This is a genomic window from Bacillus sp. 007/AIA-02/001 (assembly GCF_004634455.1).
In the GTDB taxonomy this organism is placed as follows: Bacteria; Bacillota; Bacilli; order Bacillales; family Bacillaceae_G; genus Bacillus_A; species Bacillus_A cereus.
This window is the reverse complement of record NZ_SEIY01000002.1, coordinates 678,052-698,323: the sequence shown is the minus strand read 5'-3', so window position 1 is coordinate 698,323 and position 20,272 is coordinate 678,052. Positions and strand designations below refer to the sequence as shown.

Sequence of the window (20,272 nt, the reverse complement as noted above, 5' to 3'; positions counted from 1 at the left end):
CCTTTTAATTTACTGATTTTAGTGAAACGAGTTGATAGTTTATTGTAGTTTTTCCGTTCTCCCACTCTAGCTTCAATATCGTTGCACTTCCAATTCTTTCTTCATTTGATTTATATAAAGGCAATATTTCTTGAACTGTAAATAAGTGATAACCATCCAATATTAATTGAAATATATTTTCTTCAATATGTAATCTTACTTCTTTTTCATTTGAAATAATTTTTGTGTGCATCTCAAATTTCATGATAGATACAACCCCTTTTTATAATCTCTACATTTTAATAGTATAGTGGCTATGCAAGATTGACAAGTACATACACAGCAAAGTACACACTTTTCTATTGTTATATGTTTTATGTATTTTACATAAAATACGGTATGTGAAATTTTATATTTTCCCCAAAATAAAAATGCCTATTATGACATCTTTATTTTTGTATAAAGTCTTTCATTACATAATATAAAACGGTAATTAAGACGATTGCGACGAAAAATGAGAACACTGCGACAATGTAGCCATCTTTATTTAATAAAATACAGAATGAAATAGATATTATAAAAATCGGAAATACGAGACGTACTTTATCCTTCACTTCTTCTGTCGTATCTGTATGATGAAAATACTGCGTTATTCCTATCATTAAAAAAGACAAAATAATAACCGACAATAGTAAAGGTCCTGGCATTCCGATTTCTCCTTTCTCTATTTCTAATTCAGTGTAAAATTTTTTATTACAATTGTACGATTTATTTTTTCTTCAAACACTCTTTTAGAATTGATAATGAACAATTCACACCTATATAATAGCGCTTTTATCATTATAACTTCAAATAATTACACTTACAGTAATGTTGTAATATTCCCCCTCAGTCTCTGAAATCCTGCAAAGATAACTCGTCAAAATATGCAGTGACCAAATTAATATTTACCGTCAACTTTTGACAAAATTTATAAAGGACATTTCAGTACATATCAAGAATTAAGAATAAGAAGATATGTAAGGGAGGATGCATTATGACTGAACAAGTTTTATTTTCTGTTAGTGAAAACGGCGTTGCGACAATTACTTTAAACCGTCCAAAAGCACTTAATTCTTTATCTTATGACATGTTACAACCTATCGGACAAAAACTTAAAGAGTGGGAACACGATGAGCGTATTGCACTTATCGTGTTAAAAGGAGCTGGCACAAAAGGTTTTTGTGCAGGAGGCGACATTAAAACTCTTTATGAAGCGCGTTCCAATGAAGTGGCATTGCAACATGCAGAACGTTTTTTTGAAGAAGAGTATGAAATTGATACATATATTTATCAATATACAAAACCGATTATTGCTTGTTTAGATGGAATTGTAATGGGCGGTGGTGTCGGTCTTACAAATGGTGCGAAGTATCGCATTGTAACTGAGCGTACGAAATGGGCAATGCCAGAGATGAATATTGGCTTCTTCCCAGACGTCGGAGCTGCATATTTCTTAAATAAAGCGCCTGGATATACAGGACGATTCGTTGCTTTAACAGCATCTATTTTAAAAGCTTCTGACGTATTATTTATTAATGCTGCTGATTACTTTATGACATCTGATTCATTACCAGAGTTTCTTACTGAACTTGAAAGTGTAAATTGGCATAAAGAAGATGATGTACATACTAATTTAAAAGAAGTTATTCGTACATTTGCAACTGCTCCAAACTTAGAAAGCGAGCTCGCTCCTTCATTAGAAGTAATCAATTCACATTTTGCTTTCGATACAATTGAAGAAATCATCCATTCATTGGAGAAAGATGAAAGTTCCTTTGCTCTAAAAACGAAAGAAACACTGTTATCAAAATCCCCTATTTCACTAAAAGTAACATTAAAACAGTTTATTGATGGAAAAGATAAATCCGTTGAAGAATGTTTCGCTACGGACCTTATACTTGCTAAAAATTTCATGCGACATGAAGATTTCTTCGAGGGAGTACGCTCCGTTGTCGTTGATAAAGATCAAAATCCGAATTATAAATATAAACAGTTAAGTGACGTTTCAGAAGAAGATGTGAATCGTTTCTTTAACTTGCTTAATGCATAAAATGAAATTGTCATGAGGGGATGTTTTGTTCATCCCCTACCTAACTTCTTTGCTTCAGCTAAATCTTGTGCGGTGAAAATCTTACTACCCGCAAATAGCGGTATAAAATCGAAGCTATATAGTAGTGTAATTACAGCTACTATATAGCCTTTTTTATTTAATTATTTTTAACAAAATTTAATTTTATTAAATCCATTTTTGTGCTACACTGATTTTAATCAAATATTCTAAAAATAAAAAGGAGGGGCGGCTATGATAGAAAATTATCTTCTTTTCATCATTATGTCTATTTGCCTTATCATTTTACCTGGTCCAGATACAGCAATGGCTACGAAAAATACATTGGTTGCTGGTAAAGTCGGTGGAGTGAAAACAGTGTTTGGTACATGTATTGCACTATTAATTCATACTTTAGCTGCTGTAATTGGTCTTTCTGCACTTATTGTAAAGTCAGCTCTTTTATTTTCTATTTTCAAGTACGTTGGGGCTCTATATTTAATTTATATTGGTATTAAAGCCCTTTTAGCAGTAAGAAATAAAGAAGGCATTGATACGAACGATATATCTTTAAATAATGAAGATGAACACACCTCTTGCTTTCGACAAGGGTTTCTTACGAATTTATTAAACCCTAAAGTTGCAGTATTCTTTTTAACGTTTTTACCGCAATTTTTAAATCCAAATCATAATACGTTTATCCAACTACTCGTAATGGGCCTTACTTACCTCGTTTTAACAGCCATTTGGTTCGCTTTTTATATATTTTTAATTGATAAAATTAGTGCTTTTATGAAAAAACCGAAGACGCAGCGTTATATTCAAGGGTTAACGGGAGTCGTCTTAATTGGTTTTGGTATTAAACTTGCTTTTGAAAAAAGTAATTAACAAGATGAAAACCACCACTATTAATAGTGGTGGTTTTCATTTAATAACTAATTTGGCTGTTTATTTTATATTAAAACCAGCGCTCAGTTACAACTTTTTTACGTGTATAGAATTGAACGCCATCTGTACCATTTGTACCTAAATCACCAAAGAATGACGCTTTATTTCCTGCAAATGCGAAGAATGCCATTGGTGCTGGGACATTTACGTTTACACCGATCATACCAGCATCGATATTATCACGGAACGTTTGTGCATGTTTACCGTTTGACGTATAAATAACTGCACCATTTGCAAATTTAGATTGATTTGTTAGTTTAATACCTTCTTCTAAATCTTTAACTCGTACAATGCTTAATACTGGAGCAAAAATCTCATCTTGCCAAATTTTCATTTCTTGATTCACGCCATCAAAGATTGTCGCACCTACAAAGTAACCTTCTCCAACTTCTTCATTAATTTTACGGCCATCTACTAATAAAGTTGCCCCATCTGCTACACCGCTATTAATGTAGCCTAAAACGCGCTCTTTATGAGATTCACGGATTAATGGTCCAACATAGTTCTCTTCGTTAAAGCCATCGCCTACTTTTAATTTTTTCGTTTCTGCTACTAATACATCAATGAATTCATCAGCAATTTCATCCACTACTGCTACTACTGAGCATGCCATGCAGCGCTCTCCACTACTTGCAAATGCAGATCCAATTACACCTTGTACTGTTTTCTCAAGATTGCAATCTGGCATTACAATCGCATGGTTTTTCGCACCTGCTAACGCTTGTACACGTTTTCCGTGTTTCGTACCTGTTTCATATACGTAACGGGCTACCGGCTCAGAGCCAACGAACGAAATAGCCTGAATATCTTTATTTTCTAAAATGCTATTTACAACATCTTTTCCGCCTTGTACTAAATTTAATACGCCTTTTGGGAAACCTGCTTCATAGAATAATTCTACAAGTCGCTCCGCTAAAAGTGGCGTTCTTTCAGATGTTTTTAATACGAATGTATTACCGCAAGCAATTGCAAGTGGGAACATCCATAACGGAATCATCATCGGGAAGTTAAACGGCGTAATACCAGCAACAACTCCAATTGGGTAGCGCCAAATCGATCCATCAATTCCGCTAGCGATATTCGGAAGTGCTTGACCCATCATTAAATTTGGCGTAGATGTTGCAAGTTCTACCGCTTCAATACCACGCTGTACTTCACCTGTTGCATCCGTTAGCGTCTTACCATTTTCTAGCGTAATGATTTTTGCAAGCTCATCTTTGTTTTCTTGTAATAGCTGTAAATATTTATATAAATTTCTTGAACGATTTGGAACTGGTACTTTAGACCATGTTTCGAATGCTGCTTTTGCCGCTTCAACAGCTTTTTCAACATCTTCTTTTGGAGATAGTGGAACGTAAGCGATAATTTTTCCAGTCGCTGGATTTGGAACTGCTTCTACTTCCGTACCTGTCGATTCAACCCACTCACCGTTAATGTGATTTTTTACTCGTTTAATTTCAGTTGTAATCATTGTATTCTCTCCTTTGTATAATTTATTTTTGATTAGAAATTAATTGCTCGCTAACTTTCTTATATAAAGCAGCCATATCGTTTTCACCATATCCAGCTTGACTCGCTTCGTCATATACGTTTAATAACATTTCGCTTACCGGTAAATGGAGTTCGCTTTCCTTAGCTAAGTCAACTGCAAATCCTAAATCTTTCTTCAATAAGTTCACAGTAAATCCTGGCTCGTAGTTTTCAGGTGCTATAAAACTTTTATAATTACGTTCATAAATTCTACTTTGACCGTAACTTACATTTAAAATATCAAACATTTTATCTAAATCCATATTGTTCTTTTTCGCTAATGTTAAAGCTTCACTCACACCAGCTGTATAAAAACCAATTAATAAGTTATTAATTAACTTAACAGTTGTACCACTATCAATCTGCTCACTAACGTGGAAAATGTTCGCGCCTAGTACGCCCATGATAGATTCCGTTTTCTCATATACCTCTTTTGATCCACCAACCATAAACGTTAATGTTCGGTTTTCGGCTCCGATTACACCACCGCTCACAGGTGCTGCTAAAAAGTCTACTTTCTTTTCCTTTGCAGCTTCCTCTAATTGTTTGTTTAACTGCGGCGATACCGTACTTGTATCAATGAAAACTATATTCGAGTGACCATTTTCAAATAATCCTTCTGCTCCAAAATATACCGCTTCAACAGCGCGAGGTGAAGGTAAACTTGTAAAAACTACATCACATGTTTCTGCTAGTTTTGAGATTGATAGACCGATAATTCCGCCTTCTTTTTCAAAGGACGCTTCCGCCTCTTTATTTAAGTCCACGCCATATACTGTGTAACCTGATTTAACTAGATTTTTTGACATTGGAAGACCCATGTTACCTAAACCGATAAAACCAATCTTTTTCATATCGCTTTCCTCCTATTTACACAATATATTTCCCACGATTTATAATAGCTTTCGCAATTTCTCTCTTCTTCGTAAATACGTTCGTGTATAAAGGTACTAATAATTGACGGATTTCAGCTAAAATCACATTTCTATCTTGTTCTTCTGTGACAGCTGCTGAAAGTACAGAAATCGCCGCTTCTTCTACTTTACGGTATCCTTCTTCACAAATAACATCCGTTATGAGTTGCTTCGTACGTTCTTTTTCCTCTCCATTTTTACGTACTGCTTTTCTCGTACGTAAAAACGCTGATTCCATGATGTACACGTCCGTCAACATATTTGATATTACACGTGAATATTCTTGTTCTTGGTCAATTTTTAGACCTGGAGTTTTAGAGAGCGTTTTCAAAGATTGTTTCAACAATTTTTTCGCTAATAAAATGTAACGATGGTTTCTTTCTACATTTGCTACATCACTTTCTACTTCAGTGTCTTCTAATTGTTCGATTTGCTTCATTAACATTTTAGCAACTGTTAATCTATTAATTTCGTTCGTTCCTTCAAAAATACGACTAATCCTTGCATCACGATATAATCGTTCTACCTCATACTCTTGCATATAACCGTAACCACCATGAATTTGTACAGCTTCATCTACGATATAAGCAAGTGTTTCAGAAGCATTTACTTTATTCAGTGCACATTCAATTGCAAATTGGGACATTTTCTTCATAAGATCTTCATCGCTCTCATGAATTGCTTCATCGATTACACCTGCTGTACGATAAGCTGCACTTTCTGCTCCATATGTAGCAATGATCATATTTGCAATTTTCTCTTGAATCATCGTAAAGTCTACTAATTCCGTTTGGAACTGTTTTCGCTCTTTTCCATATTGAACCGACAAACCAATTGCTTGTTTTGCTGTTCCAATATTTCCAAAAGCAAGTTTAAGTCTAGCAAAGTTAAGAATATTAAGGGCTACGTGATGCCCTTTCCCAACTTCCCCTAAAACATTTTCAGCAGGGATGACAACATCTTCTAAAATAAGAGTCGCTGTTGAAGAACCTTTAATCCCCATTTTCTTTTCTTCTAATCCAATAGATACACCTTCACATGTTCTTTCGACAATAAACGCTGTCATTCCTTTATTTGTCTTCGCAAAAACAACGTATACATCTGCCATATGAGCATTTGTAATCCATTGCTTCTCACCATTTAACTTCCAAGCTGTTCCCTCTTCATTCAATACGGCGCTTGTTTTTGCGCTTAATGCATCCGAACCAGCATTTGGCTCCGTTAAAGCATAAGCCCCAATCCATTCTCCCGATGCGATTTTCGGTAAATATTTTTCTTTTTGCTCTTTCGTTCCATAATATATGTAAGGCAATGTACCGACACCAGCGTGTATATTAAAAGAAACGCTAAACGCACCAGCGTAACCCATTTTCTCTGCTACAAGACCTGAGACAGCCTTTCCTAACTCGAACCCGCCATAATCTTCTGGTACCTCAATGCCTAATAATCCAAGTTCCCCAGCTTTCTCAAATAATTGACGAGAAACTTTATAGTTATGTTGTTCAATATTCTCCATTTGTGGAACAATTTCTTGTTTAACGAATTGTTCTGTCGTTTTTGCGATTAAATCTTCATCACCTGAAAAATCTTCTGGTGTAAAGTAAGTATGATTTATATCTTTATTAAGTGAAAAAAATTCATCCCATGGTAACTTCGTTTTCTCCATATGTATCCCCCTATCATTCGGCTTTCATAGCTTTTTGCTTATGCTCGTCTACGATGAGTGGAATATCTTTTTTGAAAATAGAAGGCGATGATTTTTCACATCAAGCATTTTATTTTGCCAAAGATGTATTTTCATCGCCTTCGCTGCTTTATCTATTGATCTTCTGATAATACTGTTTTTGCAATACCAGTATCTAACTCTTCAAAGTCATGATATGAAATTGTTTCGTATAATTCACTTCTCGTTTGCATATTAGAAAGTGCATCTTTTTGAGAACCTGTTTCTTTAATTAAAGCAAACACATTTTCATACGCTTTCGCTGCAACGCGAAGTGAAGTTACAGGATAAATAACCATTTGGAAGCCCATATTCGCAAATTCCTCTGCACTATAATATGGAGTTTTTCCGAATTCAGTCATATTCGCAAGCAAAGGTGCATTTATCTTACTATTAAATAGACGGAATTCTTCCTCTGATTGAAGCGCTTCAGGGAAAATTGCGTCTGCACCTGCTTTTACATATGCATTTGCTCTTTCAATTGCTTCATCTAATCCTTCAACGCCGCGAGCATCAGTACGTGCTACAATGTATAAGCTCGGTGCAACTTCTTTAATCGCTTTAATTTTTTGAACCAATTCTTCTGTAGTAACAAGTTTTTTACCATTTAAATGTCCACATTTTTTTGGTAATTGCTGATCTTCAATTTGGACAGCTGCTACTTTCGCTTCCACCATTTCTACAGCTGTTCTCGCTACATTTAGTACACCACCAAATCCTGTATCAATATCAACAAGAACCGGTAAGTCTGTAGCTCTTACTAAATCTCTTGCTCTCTCAGCCACTTCAGTAGACGTCACGATACCTAAATCTGGTAAGCCTTTACTTGCAGTATAAGCAGCTCCTGATAAATAAAGAGCTGAAAAACCTGTATTTTTTGCAACTAAAGCCGCCATTGCATCATGAGCACCTGGAATTTGCAAAATTTCATTTGCTTCTACTAAAGCTCGGAATCGATTCGCAAGCTCCTCTTGTGTTGACTGCTTTTTCACAACCCAAGCCATTCTAAATTCCCCCTATTATTAAATTAAGAATAGATCTACAAATTCGTTTACATTCATATTTTCTAGTTTTTCTTCATTTAAACAAACTTCATGAATTTGTTCTTGTTGCTTACTAGAATAATGACCTGCCATATTTGCAGTGAATTTTTGAACAACTTTTGGAATTGCTTCGTCTCTACGGAAGCGGTGACCAAGTGGATATTCACATTCCACATTTTCTGTTACTGTGCCATCTTTAAAGTGAACTTGAACAGCGTTGGCGATTGAGCGCTTGTTCGGGTCAAGGTAATCTAAACTGTACTGTTTGTTTTCAACAACAACCATCTTATTACGTAATTCATCCACACGTGGATCGTTTGCTACTGCATCTTCATAATCGTCTGCAACGATATCTCCTTTTAATAAACCAATTGCCGTAATGTATTGTAAGCAATGATCACGATCAGCTGGGTTATTTAATGGACCTTCTTTATCAATAATACGAATTGCTGATTCATGAGTTGTAATTGTAATACGGTCAATTTCATCTAATCTCTCTTTAATTTCCGGATGCAACTTCACTGCACATTCTGCAGCCGTTTGTGCATGGAATTCTGCTGGATATGACACTTTAAATAATACATTTTCCATTACATATGACTCTAGTGGTCTTGCTAATTTTAATTCTTGTTTATTGAATAATACATCTTGGAATCCCCATCCTGGCGCAGATAATGCTGTTGGATAACCCATTTCACCTTTTAGAGCAGTCATTGCAAGATGAACACCGCGGCTCGTTGCGTCACCTGCAGCCCATGATTTACGTGAGCCCGTATTTGGAGCATGACGATATGTACGAAGACTAGAATTATCAATCCACGCATGTGATAATGCATTAAAGATTTCTTCACGTGTTCCGCCAAGCATTTTCGCAACTACTGCAGTTGTTGCTACTTTTACATATAATACATGGTCAAGACCAACTCTGTTTAAGCTGTTTTCTAAAGCAAGCACGCCTTGAATTTCATGTGCTTTAATCATCATTTCTAATACTTCACGTACTTTTAAAGCTTCTTTTCCTTCTGAAATACGAACACGGCTAATATAATCTGCAACTGCTAAAATTCCGCCTAGGTTATCAGATGGATGTCCCCACTCTGCTGCAAGCCAAGTATCGTTATAGTCTAACCAACGGATCATACATCCGATATTAAATGCACCTTTTACTGGATCTAGTACATAAGACGTACCTGGTACACGTGTACCATTTGGCACGATTGTTCCTGGCACAACTGGTCCTAGTAATTTCGTACATTCTGGATATTGCAGTGCTAAAATTCCACATCCAAGTGTATCAAGTAATACGTAACGAGCTGTACTGAATGCTTCTGCACTAGTAACCTCTTTATTTAATACATAATCGGTAATCTCTTCTAATAATGCATCTTTTTGCTTAATTTCATTTGTTTTAATCATGCTATTCTTCCCTTTCTGTCGAAAATTCGTTATTATTAATGATGGGTGTCGGTCAAACACCCATCTGGCGGGCGGCGCTAACAACTCCCCAGTTGTTCTTATTTACTAAGTACATGTCGCTCGCCAATATAATTTACACGAGGACGGAACAAACGATTATTTGCATGTTGCTCAATAACGTGCGCACATAACCCCACTGTTCTAGAGCTAAAGAAGATTGGTGTGTAAAGTTGAATTGGAATACCTAGCATCCAATATACTGGAGCTGCATAATAATCAAGATTTGGATAAATTCCTTTTTCTTTTTCCATAATCTTTTCTCCAGCTTCACACATTTCATATAGTGTATAATCACCTTTTACATCACATAACTGTTTTAAAGCTTCCTTCATCATAAGTGCTCTTGGATCCATCTTCTTCATATAAACACGGTGTCCAAAGCCCATAATTTTTTCTTTGTTATATAGTTTCTTCTGTAATAACTCTTCAAATTTCTCAACATTACCAGCTTCTAAAAGCATGTACATAACCGCTTCATTTGCACCGCCATGTAAACTTCCTTTTAAAGATGCAACTGCACCTGTTAAAGCACCGTATAAATCTGATTGTGTTGATGCAATAACGCGAGCTGTAAATGTAGAGTTTGGCATTTCATGCTCACTATATAAAACAAGGGAACGATCAAAGATCTTTTCCTCAAGTTCAGTTGGTTTTTTACCAGTTAACATATAGAAGAAATTCGCACTATAAGATAATTCTTTAAGAGGTTCAATTGGCTCCTCATTATTTAAAATATGATAGCTATTTGCTACAATGTTTGGCACTTTACTTAACAGCTTGTACCCTCGGCTTTTATTCACTTCTAACGAGCGGTTTTCGATATCATTATCGTAACCAGCTAACGCTGACACACCTGTACGTAATCCATCCATGGGATGCGTCTCTTTAGGCAATGCCTTTAGTACGTTGAATACACCTTCTGGTACTGCATATTCTTCTTTTAATTTCTTTTCAAGTGTTACTTTTTCATCTTCATTCGGTAGGTGTTCCTCCAATAAAAGGTGCACAATGTCTAAATACTCTTTTGTTTTTGAGAGTTCGATTAAGTCATACCCTTGAATTACAATTTCACCTTTTACTGTGTCAAGAAACGAGATTTTCGTCTCCGCTGCCACTATACCATCTAATCCCGGGGAAAATTTCTCTTCAGCTTTCATCATTATTTCCTCCAATCCTAATAGATCTTCGTGCACATAACTGTAAGCCTTTACAATATTGTGAAACTACATTTCTATTTCAATGTATCAGAGTTTTTAGAAGATTTCAATTTATTTTATAATGATAAGTTTCCTACACTTTTCTTACTGTAACAATACAATTTTTTGAAAATAATTCTTATATTTTATAAAGAAAGGATAGACTTCTTTGCGTATTTTCAAAAACAAAATATAAAGATTTTTCATATAACACCGCCAAATATACAATTATTCTAATTTTATTTGAGAAATAGAAAAAACGAGCTGTACATAAATACAGCTCGTTACTATATGATATTTATTTCACTATCTCTTAAATATAATTTTTATATAAAACTTATTCATTTTTAATAAAGTTATTATTTTACATAATTAAATTGAATTTCTTCCATTCCCTCATGATAACTTACAAATAAATCATAGTTTTGAAAATACCAAAGATCATCAGAATCTACAAAAAATATAATACCTTCCTTCTCAACTGACACTATTTCGCCATCGGGTTTCTCAGCAACAATCCCTAAAGAATATCCGGGCTGAATTGAACTATCCCCTCCGTACCTTACAGTAAAACGTACAGATTCACCGTGCTTTATACGTAATTCTTCCTGGAACCATTGCAGAGCTTTACGATCAATTGAAATTCTCATCTTTATTCCTCCAGTTTACGCAAACTCTTTTTTTCCTAATCGTTGTTTTACAAAGAAGACGAAAATAATTAAGGCTATCAATGCTGAAATTGCACTCCCTGAAAATAAAATACGATAACCAAACATTTGTGAAACAACTCCAAGTAAAATAGCACCTAACCCGATTCCTAAATCAAACGCTGTAAAAAATGAAGCATTTGCAACTCCTCTTTTACTCGGATTGACAATTGTAAGCATTGTCGCTTGCAAAGCTGGCTGCGCTGAACCAAATCCAATACCGTATAATGTTGCTGCGATAATTACACCTATCAAACCATTTGAGATAGTTAAAACAACTATAGCTAAAATAGTAATACATAATGCTGGAAGTATGATGAATACTTCTCCATACTTATCTAATAGTTTCCCTGAAATTGGTCTTACAATTGTTAATGCAATTGCATATACAAGAAAGAAAGTTCCCGGGTTTACATGAATTGATGATGCAAATAACGGTAAAAAGGTTGTTATTCCTCCATATGCAAACGATAAAAAGAATACTACAATCGTGATTGTTAATACGGATTTCTCAAATAGCTGAATTTTCCCTTTTTCTTTTTGTGGCGTAAATGGAATCTTCGTTATTAATGATAATACAACTGCCATAAAAGATAACAACGTCGCTAATAAAAATAGACCATCAAATGAATAATTTTGCACAACCCATAATCCAATCATAGGTCCAATCGCCATTGCAATTGTCATCGCCATCCCATACCAACCCATACCTTCACCGCGGCGTGAATCTGGAATAATATCCGTTATTGCTGTTCCAACAGCTGTTGTAGAAACAGCCCATGTTACTCCGTGAATAACACGTAAAACAGCTAAAAGGACAATAGTCGATGCTATATTATAGGAGTACATCGTTAAGCCAAAAAAGATGAGTCCGAAAATAATAAAGGATCTTCTACCATATTGATCTAACATTCCTCCAATAATCGGTCGTATTACAACAGCAGCTATTGTAAACATCCCCATCATAAGTCCAACTTGCGATTCATTGCCACCTATCTCTTTAATAAAGAGCGGGAGCGTTGGAACAAGTAAATAAAATCCTGTAAATAAAAATAACATTGCGAAAGTCATTTGAATAAATGATTTCGTCCATAATCGTTCCATAAAAATACCTCCATACACCCGTAAAATATTACGATTAACACCCTCATTGTATATTTTTTTTATCTCTTTTCCCTCCGCAAATAGACGTATCTTTTCATATTAAATAGTCCACCATCAGCTTACATTAGTCTTAAGACTTTGTACGCATATTTTAAACGAAAGTCCTATATATGTACCTTTATACGTGTGAAAAGAATATACTAATTTATTATCACAACTTAGGAGTGATTATTTTATGTGGGTATTATCATCAAGAGTAACTGTCGCGGTTCCTTCGATACCCGAAATACATGCCCCCGCCGTTCATACAGCAAGTTCCGATGTCGGCATTGAACTTCCAGCAATTTGGCAACAATACCAATCACCAGGTCAAGCTACCCCTTCATTTTGGCATCATGGTGCCCATCCAAGTAGCACTACCTTTTATCATCCTAGCCACGCTCCACTACCTCAGGCTCAAGTCTTTTATCATTTTCCATCAATTTATTTTCAAAATTTTTATGGTACGTTTAACATTTAAAACACATCATTTCATAGCTACTACATTTAAACGAAAAAAGCACTTAAGATTGTAATTTTCACAAATCTTAAGTGCTTTTTAATATTTTTTATAAATTTTTCTTATTGCCCATTATTAGCAGGGGTCTCTCCTGCATTACCGCCAGTCTCTGGTTGTGTGGTCGCTGGTGGAGTGGTATTTCCTTGACCTCCTCCATTATTTGCTGGAGGTGTCGTATTTCCTTGACCTCCTCCATTATTTGCTGGAGGTGTCGTATTTCCTTGACCTCCTCCGTTATTTGCTGGAGGTGTCGTTCCTTGGCCATTTCCATTATTTTGTTCTTCTTGTTTCTTTTGCTCTTCTAGTTTCTTTTGTTCTTCTTGCTTCTTAAGTTCCTCTTGTTTCTTTTGTTCTTCTTGTTTTTTCAGTTCTTCTTGTTTCTTTAATTCTTCTTGCTTTTTCTCTTCTTCAGTTTTTTGCTGTTGATCTTGTTTTGGTTGCTCCGTTGTATCCGGTACGCTAGTATTTGGCGATGAATCACGTTTTTCACCTTTTATACGTAGCTCACTACCTTCTTGAATAACGCTACTTGGCATTTTAAAGCGTGATTTATCTGTAGCCATTTCGCTCATCATTTCTTTAAAGATTAACTGTGCAATTTTCGTATTTTTACTACTAATATACTCGTCTTTACCATCTTTCATATACCCAGTCCATACTGCCATCGTATATTGCGGTGTATATCCAGCAAACCAACTATCACGAGTTGCACTTTCTGGAATTTTATATTGAGCTAATTGCTTTGATGAATAGTTTGTCGTACCCGTTTTACCAGCTACATCTAAAGAGCCTACATTTGCCGATGTACCAGTACCCGATGTAACTACAGAACGAAGCATATCAGTAATCATGTATGCGGTAGAATCTGTCATAACTTGTTTTGGTTTTTGTCCAAAACTTTGTGACTTACCGTCTGGATAAACGACTTTCTTAACAAAATGCGGTTTCGTATATTTACCTTCATTACCAAATGCCGCATAAGCACCCGCTATTTCAGTTGGCGATACTTCATTTGTACCAATCGCTGTCGATTCTGTCGGTGCTTTATTAAATGTAATACCTAGTTTCTCAGAGAATTCTTTTGATTTACTAATCCCTACTTCTTTTGCAGTTTTAATTGCAGGAATATTACGCGACATTTTTAATGCTTCACGCATCGTAATTGGACCCATATGACTTCTATCTGCATTTCGAACTTCTTGACCCGTTGAATACTTAAATGGAGAGTCATCGATTTGATGATACGTAGCCCATTTTAAATATTCAATTGCAGGAGCATAGTCGAAAATTGGCTTCATCGTTGAACCAGCTGCACGATCTAATTCAATTGCCATATTATGCCCTTTAAATACAGCTTTATTTTCTCCACGGCCACTACCTATAGCACGAACTTCTCCTGTTTTCGTATCCATAAATGTGAATGCACCTTGGAATTTATCGTTTGGATAATCAATGATATTATTATTTAAAATATTATCAGCAAGTTTCTGTGCTTTCGGATCTAACGTTGTATAAATTTCTAAACCGTCAGAACCAATATTAGCATCTGGCAATTCTTTTTCTACTTCTTTCACAACTGCATCCATAAATGCAGGGTATGGCATTGTTTGTAGTTGAGCTGCAGGCTTAAGCCCCTTTTCTACGTCAACTTTTGATGCTTCTTCCATTTCCTGTTTTGTTATATATCCATGTCGGTTCATTAAACTTAGAACAACATTTCTTCTTTCTGTTGCTTTTTGAACATTTTCTTTTTTCGTTGGATCATAGTTATTCGGTGCTTTCGGTAAACCTGCAAGCATCGCAACTTCTGGTAATGTTAAGTCCTTCAATTCTTTACCATAGTAGTTTTGTGCTGCTGTTGCGATACCATATGAACGATTACCTAAGTTAATTTTATTTAAGTACATCTCTAATATTTCATGTTTTGAATACTGTTGTTCTAGCTTATAAGCTAAATATATTTCTTGCGCCTTACGCTTTGGTGTTTTGTCCATTGATAAGAAGTAGTTTTTAATAACTTGCTGCGTTATCGTACTTCCACCTTGAGAGCCATAATCTCCTTTAAGGCTCACTAAAACAGCACGGGCAGTACCTTTAAAGTCTACTCCGCTATGCTCATAAAAACGTGAATCTTCTGTCGCTAAAAATGCATTTTCTACTAATTTAGGTATTTGATCATACGTAACATTCGTCCTTTTTTCTTTTCCATATTCATATACCAAATCCCCGTTTTTATCATAAATTTTTGAGGATAACGGATTAACAAGTTTTGCTTTTTCCAGTTTTGGTGCGTCCTTAATCATTACGAAAAAGGTAGCAACCCCCGCCACTAAACCTACAATACCAAGTAATAAACAAGTAATTAAAAACTTGCGGAAAAATGATGTTTTACCTTTTGGTTTTTGTGTTTTAGAAGCTGGTTGTTTTTTCTTTTTAACTTGTCGTCGCTCCTCGCGAGAACGATAATTTTCTGACATGTTACTTTCTCCTGCCTTTCAATTCTCCCGTTGATTTAATTTAAAATATTGAGGTCACTTTCGTAAATACGTTTAGGCAAGAAAGTGTACTGACCTGGAGCATTCAATATTTTCCCAATTCACAGATTACAAATTTTAGAATGGCTCTTATACATACTATTTTCACTTCTAATTTTCTAATAATGCTGCCCCTTTTAGCATAATAATGAAAGAAGTGAATTTTTATTACCTCGTATAAATAATATACCTTTTTTTCAAATGGTCAATATTTTCTTATTAATAAATCAAAGGTGAAATAAAAATAGCATATCGATATGAACTTCGTGTGAACTTACTTATAATTACGTATAACCAATATTAAATATATTGAATATAGGTATAATACCTCTTTAATTATAAAGATTTCAACACCACAATACCGTTACCTACAAAGAATTATTAAAAATGAAAAATAAGGAGTTGCATAATAATGAAGCTATCTCCGGTTACCTCAAAAAATATAGTTGCTGTTGGTTATAATCCTTTTTCTATGATTTTGCGAATCCAATTAAAGCATGGTATGTATGATTTCTTTAATGTACCAGAAAGCATTTATACTGGCCTATTACATGCACAATCTAAAAGTTATTATCATAATACTTACATTAAAAATTCTTTCCGCCACACAAAAATTTAAACTTAACACCCACTAAAAAAGAAAGGAGGTTAATCCTCCTTTCTTTTAAAAACATTTGGCAGATGAATTATCTTCGATTTCTCTTATTAATTTCATCATATGCTTGAATTTGTTTTTTCAAACGCCGATCAGCTTTTTTATCATGCACTACAAGAATTGCGTGTATAACTCCTGGAACCCAAAATATTAATGTTAATATGAAATTTATGATTGCCTGAATTGGTTTTCCACAAAATAATACAGCAACAGGTGGAAGAAGAATTGCTAATAAATACATCATCCCTTGAAAACTCCTTATTTTGTATTTTATATATCACTTTTCAAAATATACGCAAAAAAACCTACTACCATTTTAATCTTAACCTGCCTCTAAAATCAATGTATCTCCTTCTATTTATATAAGTATTTCAGACTTTTTATTGTTTTCTAGCCTATTTTCTTCCTCTATTGCAGTTACTCCAATTGCAGAAATTAACGTTCCTATCGCTTGTATCCAAATACCAATGAGTGCAATGATTCTCTCATCCCTCTTATCAAAAATACTATCTTCATTTTCTCTCTCATCTTTCAATACATTTAAAACACCTTGATACGCTTGTAATCCAGCCCCTAAACTTTGCATGGAGTTACCCAGTATAATAATTTTCTGTAATACATTTATATCCACCAAAGCTGCTTCTACTCCTAAAAAAGCACCGATCGATTGTAAACTGTTCCCTGTAATGATAAGATAATCATTTTCTTTCAATTGTTCATTTATATTAAAATATGTTCCTATTACATTTGATATATTGCCTAATGCTAATAACTCAATTCCTATCTGATCAAGTAATTTACTTTGATTCTCTAAGCCTATATTTTGATTTTCTCTTTTTTCTTCCCCATCATCATACTTGCTCGCAATGATTTGTAATATATATCCGAGGGCTTGTAATGAGCTTCCTACAATAACAAGATCCGATTCAACTTTCTCTTCTCCAATAAATCCTCTTGTCGTTCCAATAGCAGCTGTAAGATTCCCTCCCACTTGAAACCATGCCCCTGTCACTTTTAAACTGCTTGGATTCATTTTTATCACCTATTCAAATATTTTCTAAAGCTTTCAAAACAAACAAATCTCACCCTTAATCTTTTATTTTATTTTTCAGATGTAATTTTGTGAATGATATAATGTGCTACTAATATAAAAAGCACCTTAAAGGTGCTTTTTATACGCATGCTGGGCATGTCAATGAATCTCCATTTTTATCTATTGTTATATTCAATATATATTCAATTGCTTTATGTGACCAAGTTTCAGGTGTAGGCGATTCATTTATATATTGTGGCGCACATGACTTCAGCATTGGAGTACTAATACTCCCTCCAGGATCTAAAGCAACTACAGCCATGCCATGGGGTAATTCCAGGGCCATAGATTTAGTGATACCCTCAATTGCAAATTTCGAGGCACAATATGGCGCAAGCTCAGCTTCACCTTCTCTCCCCCAACTAGAACTCATATTAATGATAATTCCTTCTTTCCTAGCTACCATTGCGGGAACAAACGCTCTTATTACATTTACTACACCATTCACGTTTACATTCATTACATTTTCGAATTCTTGAGCCGTAATTTTCCAAAGTTGTGCATTTTGATTTACAATCGATGCATTATTTATTATCAGATCGGGAGCCGTATGTCTATTAAATATATAATTTGCCCAGTTATTAACTTGCTGAGAATCTGAAACATCAATTACTTGGAAATCATGTATTTTACTGTACTGTTTTTTTAGTTCTTCAATTTTATCTTTTGAACGTCCACAACCATATATGTTCCACCCTAATTCATGAAATCGATCAACCATCGCACGTCCTAACCCTTGTGTCACACCTGTAATAATTACAGATTTACTAATTTCTTTTCGCTTCATTTCTCTCATCCTCCTTCCCTATATCTTACTCTCTTCATTTTTATTCAGCGATTTACTATAGTATCAACTCAACTCATACTTTAGTAATGGTTTTGATATTGCATACATAAGTAAAAAAAGTAACCATCATGGTTACTTTTTGCTATATATCTAAAAATTCATTGTTTATTTCATTATTGTTTTTACATTTAAACTTCTCTTTTCCACATTTCTCACACCGGTAAATATAAACTACACCTAATGTACCTTTTTTAAAATCCTCATTATCCTGCATCTTAATAAAAATATATTTATGTTTACAATGCGATTCACCCAAATAATTTTTAAACCACTTTTTCAACATAACACATTCCACCTTTATGATAGAACCTTTATTTAGCTGCTTTATTACATACTTTTATTTAAATGTTCAATCTCATCTTGCAATTTTTTAAATTGCTCAAAATGCATGGTAATAGATTGGCTACTACCATAATCAACATTTTGTTTCACTAATATAACACCCGTATCATGAAAAAGCGCTTCAAGTTCTTTCCTAATAGACACTTTCGCAATATGGGCTGTTTTAATTGCAGATAAAATTGCAATTTCATTAAACTTTAATTTTATTTCATTTGGACAAAATGCGTCTTCAACTAATATAACTTCATTACTATAAATTAATGCAACAAGATTACTTGATTTGGCATCTGTTAAATCAACTTTTTTCATAATATCTTTCATTACATTTTGCCTCCTTTATTTTCATATATATCAATTATACAAATTTTTTCAAAAAATTACTCAACTTTATTATATTAATTTTAACACACTTTTATTGAAATCCACGCTCCAAACGTTTTACTATTCCACAATTTTTATTGTATGAACCATCTGGACTATAACTCCATATAGTAATGTTAACAACTTATTATAAAGCAGGTGAAAATTATGCCATCAGTTGTAGGAAATTTAGTTGTACAAAATAGCAATGGATCATTTAACTTAGGTGATTTCTACAACGTATCTCCGAAAGAAAATACGAAAGCTTATAATGGTTCCGGCGCATCAAACGTTGGTTTTGTTGTTAATACTTTTAGCGGTGTTAGCGCGACCAATACATTTGATTCTGACCTTGCAGATCAAAACCAAGTGGGTACAGCCTAATCTTATGTTCAACTTTCTGTATAGAAAATTTTAATTTGTCTATACTATAATCAGGCTGTTTGACAGCTCTTGTCGATTTTGGAGTAACCTATCTTTTTCTCCCTTTCCCTGGGGCTCAGCAGCTAGCACGAAGCTAGCTGCTTTTTCTTGTATTATTTGTCTCATAAATCAGAAATAAAAGAAGCTGCCATTTAATACTCAGCTTCTTTTACGTTATTTCAATAATATCCATAGCGTTAAATACGTAAGTTTTATAAAAGGCGTCTGTACAAATTACAATTTGTTTTACCGGATTGATATGTACAACAGTCATGTAGCTTGTTAGTATGTAACCATCTTCAAAATATGTTACCAATATTTCTTTCTCAGACAATAATGACGTTAATAATTTATCAGAAATTCTCTCTTTTGCTTCATTTGTTAAAAGCGGTTTTTGTACTTTTAATTTCTCTCCAATAATCTTTCTCATGTTTAAAAGTTGTTCGGACATTACTGTAAACGGAACCCACTCTCTTTCTTCTTTTTGTATCTTTACATCGTTCATTTTTTATCTCCTTGATCATTTATACATTTATTTAGCCATACTATCCCTTAGTTATTTTTAATACTTACTAAACTCGAATTTACTTCTAAACTATAATTAGGTTACTTCTTAAAAGAACATTCGTTCCTATTATACACGAACTTACGTTCTTTTGAGAAGAGCCATACTTATTATTTCTTAACAAAAAACATAATTTTATTTATCTCCATACTTTTTTCCTTTATCAAATAAACTTCTCATTTCTT

General features: G+C 34.3%; 22 protein-coding genes. 5 read left to right on the top strand and 17 right to left on the bottom strand.

Translation table 11 applies throughout. The features are described from left to right. Positions 1-4: 4 nt before the first annotated feature. Together ES895_RS09025 and ES895_RS09020 are read right to left on the bottom strand one after the other, a co-directional pair. Positions 5-244, bottom strand: coding sequence for a DUF2584 family protein (locus tag ES895_RS09025; protein ID WP_000667346.1), 240 nt, complete (start codon positions 242-244; stop codon positions 5-7). A 184-nt stretch (positions 245-428) separates the two neighbouring features. Next, positions 429-686: a hypothetical protein gene (locus ES895_RS09020; protein ID WP_001119404.1), complete on the bottom strand. Its 258-nt coding sequence runs from the start codon at positions 684-686 to the stop codon at positions 429-431. A gap of 329 nt (positions 687-1,015) precedes the next feature. Between ES895_RS09020 and ES895_RS09015 the strand changes: the two genes are divergently transcribed. After that, positions 1,016-2,071 (top strand): enoyl-CoA hydratase/isomerase family protein, encoded by a 1,056-nt coding sequence (locus ES895_RS09015; RefSeq protein WP_000139776.1) that lies wholly within the window; start codon positions 1,016-1,018, stop codon positions 2,069-2,071. Positions 2,072-2,323: 252 nt separating this feature from the next. Continuing rightward, complete coding sequence (locus ES895_RS09010) at positions 2,324-2,956, top strand: LysE family translocator (RefSeq protein WP_000572358.1); 633 nt, start codon at positions 2,324-2,326, stop codon at positions 2,954-2,956. 70 nt (positions 2,957-3,026) lie between these two features. On the opposite strand, the gene ES895_RS09005 is transcribed toward ES895_RS09010, so the two are convergent. The 8 genes from ES895_RS09005 to ES895_RS08970 all read right to left on the bottom strand — a co-directional run bounded on the left by ES895_RS09005 (position 3,027) and on the right by ES895_RS08970 (position 12,709). Next, positions 3,027-4,487: a CoA-acylating methylmalonate-semialdehyde dehydrogenase gene (locus ES895_RS09005; protein ID WP_065704214.1), complete on the bottom strand. Its 1,461-nt coding sequence runs from the start codon at positions 4,485-4,487 to the stop codon at positions 3,027-3,029. Between the two features lie 22 nt (positions 4,488-4,509). Next, a complete protein-coding gene (locus tag ES895_RS09000; RefSeq protein ID WP_000719408.1) occupies positions 4,510-5,400 on the bottom strand; it encodes an NAD(P)-dependent oxidoreductase in 891 nt (296 codons plus the stop codon). Positions 5,401-5,416: 16 nt separating this feature from the next. Continuing rightward, positions 5,417-7,126, bottom strand: a complete 1,710-nt coding sequence (locus ES895_RS08995; RefSeq protein ID WP_000415991.1) for an acyl-CoA dehydrogenase family protein — start codon at positions 7,124-7,126, stop codon at positions 5,417-5,419. Positions 7,127-7,278: 152 nt separating this feature from the next. Next, positions 7,279-8,187 carry a methylisocitrate lyase gene (gene prpB, locus ES895_RS08990; protein WP_084064491.1) on the bottom strand — a complete coding sequence of 303 codons (909 nt, stop codon included), beginning with the start codon at positions 8,185-8,187 and terminating at the stop codon, positions 7,279-7,281. A gap of 18 nt (positions 8,188-8,205) precedes the next feature. Then, positions 8,206-9,642, bottom strand: coding sequence for a 2-methylcitrate dehydratase (gene prpD, locus ES895_RS08985; protein ID WP_000598123.1), 1,437 nt, complete (start codon positions 9,640-9,642; stop codon positions 8,206-8,208). A 98-nt stretch (positions 9,643-9,740) separates the two neighbouring features. After that, positions 9,741-10,862: a citrate synthase gene (gene mmgD, locus ES895_RS08980; protein ID WP_002041090.1), complete on the bottom strand. Its 1,122-nt coding sequence runs from the start codon at positions 10,860-10,862 to the stop codon at positions 9,741-9,743. Between the two features lie 395 nt (positions 10,863-11,257). After that, on the bottom strand, positions 11,258-11,548 hold the full coding sequence (locus ES895_RS08975; protein WP_098605398.1) for a HesB/YadR/YfhF family protein: 291 nt from the start codon (positions 11,546-11,548) through the stop codon (positions 11,258-11,260). A gap of 15 nt (positions 11,549-11,563) precedes the next feature. Continuing rightward, entirely contained in the window at positions 11,564-12,709 is a 1,146-nt protein-coding gene (locus ES895_RS08970) for an MFS transporter (protein ID WP_098605397.1), read from the bottom strand. Positions 12,710-12,944: 235 nt separating this feature from the next. Between ES895_RS08970 and ES895_RS08965 the strand changes: the two genes are divergently transcribed. Then, positions 12,945-13,229 (top strand): hypothetical protein, encoded by a 285-nt coding sequence (locus ES895_RS08965; RefSeq protein WP_000270101.1) that lies wholly within the window; start codon positions 12,945-12,947, stop codon positions 13,227-13,229. Between the two features lie 101 nt (positions 13,230-13,330). Here the strand turns inward: ES895_RS08965 and ES895_RS08960 are convergent, their stop codons facing one another. Continuing rightward, positions 13,331-15,745 carry a transglycosylase domain-containing protein gene (locus ES895_RS08960; RefSeq protein WP_135238299.1) on the bottom strand — a complete coding sequence of 805 codons (2,415 nt, stop codon included), beginning with the start codon at positions 15,743-15,745 and terminating at the stop codon, positions 13,331-13,333. A 469-nt stretch (positions 15,746-16,214) separates the two neighbouring features. Here ES895_RS08960 and ES895_RS08955 point away from each other — a divergent pair, with 469 nt between their 5' ends. Beyond that, positions 16,215-16,421: a KTSC domain-containing protein gene (locus tag ES895_RS08955; protein ID WP_000777843.1), complete on the top strand. Its 207-nt coding sequence runs from the start codon at positions 16,215-16,217 to the stop codon at positions 16,419-16,421. Between the two features lie 67 nt (positions 16,422-16,488). Here the strand turns inward: ES895_RS08955 and ES895_RS08950 are convergent, their stop codons facing one another. The 5 genes from ES895_RS08950 to ES895_RS08930 form a co-directional block, all read right to left on the bottom strand. Beyond that, the gene (locus tag ES895_RS08950) at positions 16,489-16,701 is read right to left on the bottom strand and encodes a YqaE/Pmp3 family membrane protein (protein ID WP_000990233.1); all 213 of its coding nucleotides are present in this window, start codon (positions 16,699-16,701) and stop codon (positions 16,489-16,491) included. A 114-nt stretch (positions 16,702-16,815) separates the two neighbouring features. Then, positions 16,816-17,490, bottom strand: coding sequence for a DUF6944 family repetitive protein (locus tag ES895_RS08945; protein ID WP_061655251.1), 675 nt, complete (start codon positions 17,488-17,490; stop codon positions 16,816-16,818). 139 nt (positions 17,491-17,629) lie between these two features. Further along, on the bottom strand, positions 17,630-18,337 hold the full coding sequence (locus ES895_RS08940) for an SDR family oxidoreductase (protein ID WP_065704217.1): 708 nt from the start codon (positions 18,335-18,337) through the stop codon (positions 17,630-17,632). 142 nt (positions 18,338-18,479) lie between these two features. Continuing rightward, on the bottom strand, positions 18,480-18,680 hold the full coding sequence (locus tag ES895_RS08935) for a hypothetical protein (RefSeq protein WP_061655253.1): 201 nt from the start codon (positions 18,678-18,680) through the stop codon (positions 18,480-18,482). 44 nt (positions 18,681-18,724) lie between these two features. Then, on the bottom strand, positions 18,725-19,060 hold the full coding sequence (locus ES895_RS08930) for a hypothetical protein (RefSeq protein ID WP_000651907.1): 336 nt from the start codon (positions 19,058-19,060) through the stop codon (positions 18,725-18,727). A 207-nt stretch (positions 19,061-19,267) separates the two neighbouring features. On the opposite strand from ES895_RS08930, the gene gerPF reads away from it, so the two are divergent. Then, positions 19,268-19,483 carry a spore germination protein GerPF gene (gene gerPF / locus ES895_RS08925; RefSeq protein WP_001141569.1) on the top strand — a complete coding sequence of 72 codons (216 nt, stop codon included), beginning with the start codon at positions 19,268-19,270 and terminating at the stop codon, positions 19,481-19,483. 208 nt (positions 19,484-19,691) lie between these two features. Here the strand turns inward: gerPF and ES895_RS08920 are convergent, their stop codons facing one another. Next, positions 19,692-20,027: a YolD-like family protein gene (locus ES895_RS08920; protein WP_001999741.1), complete on the bottom strand. Its 336-nt coding sequence runs from the start codon at positions 20,025-20,027 to the stop codon at positions 19,692-19,694. Between the last annotated feature and the right edge of the window lie 245 nt (positions 20,028-20,272).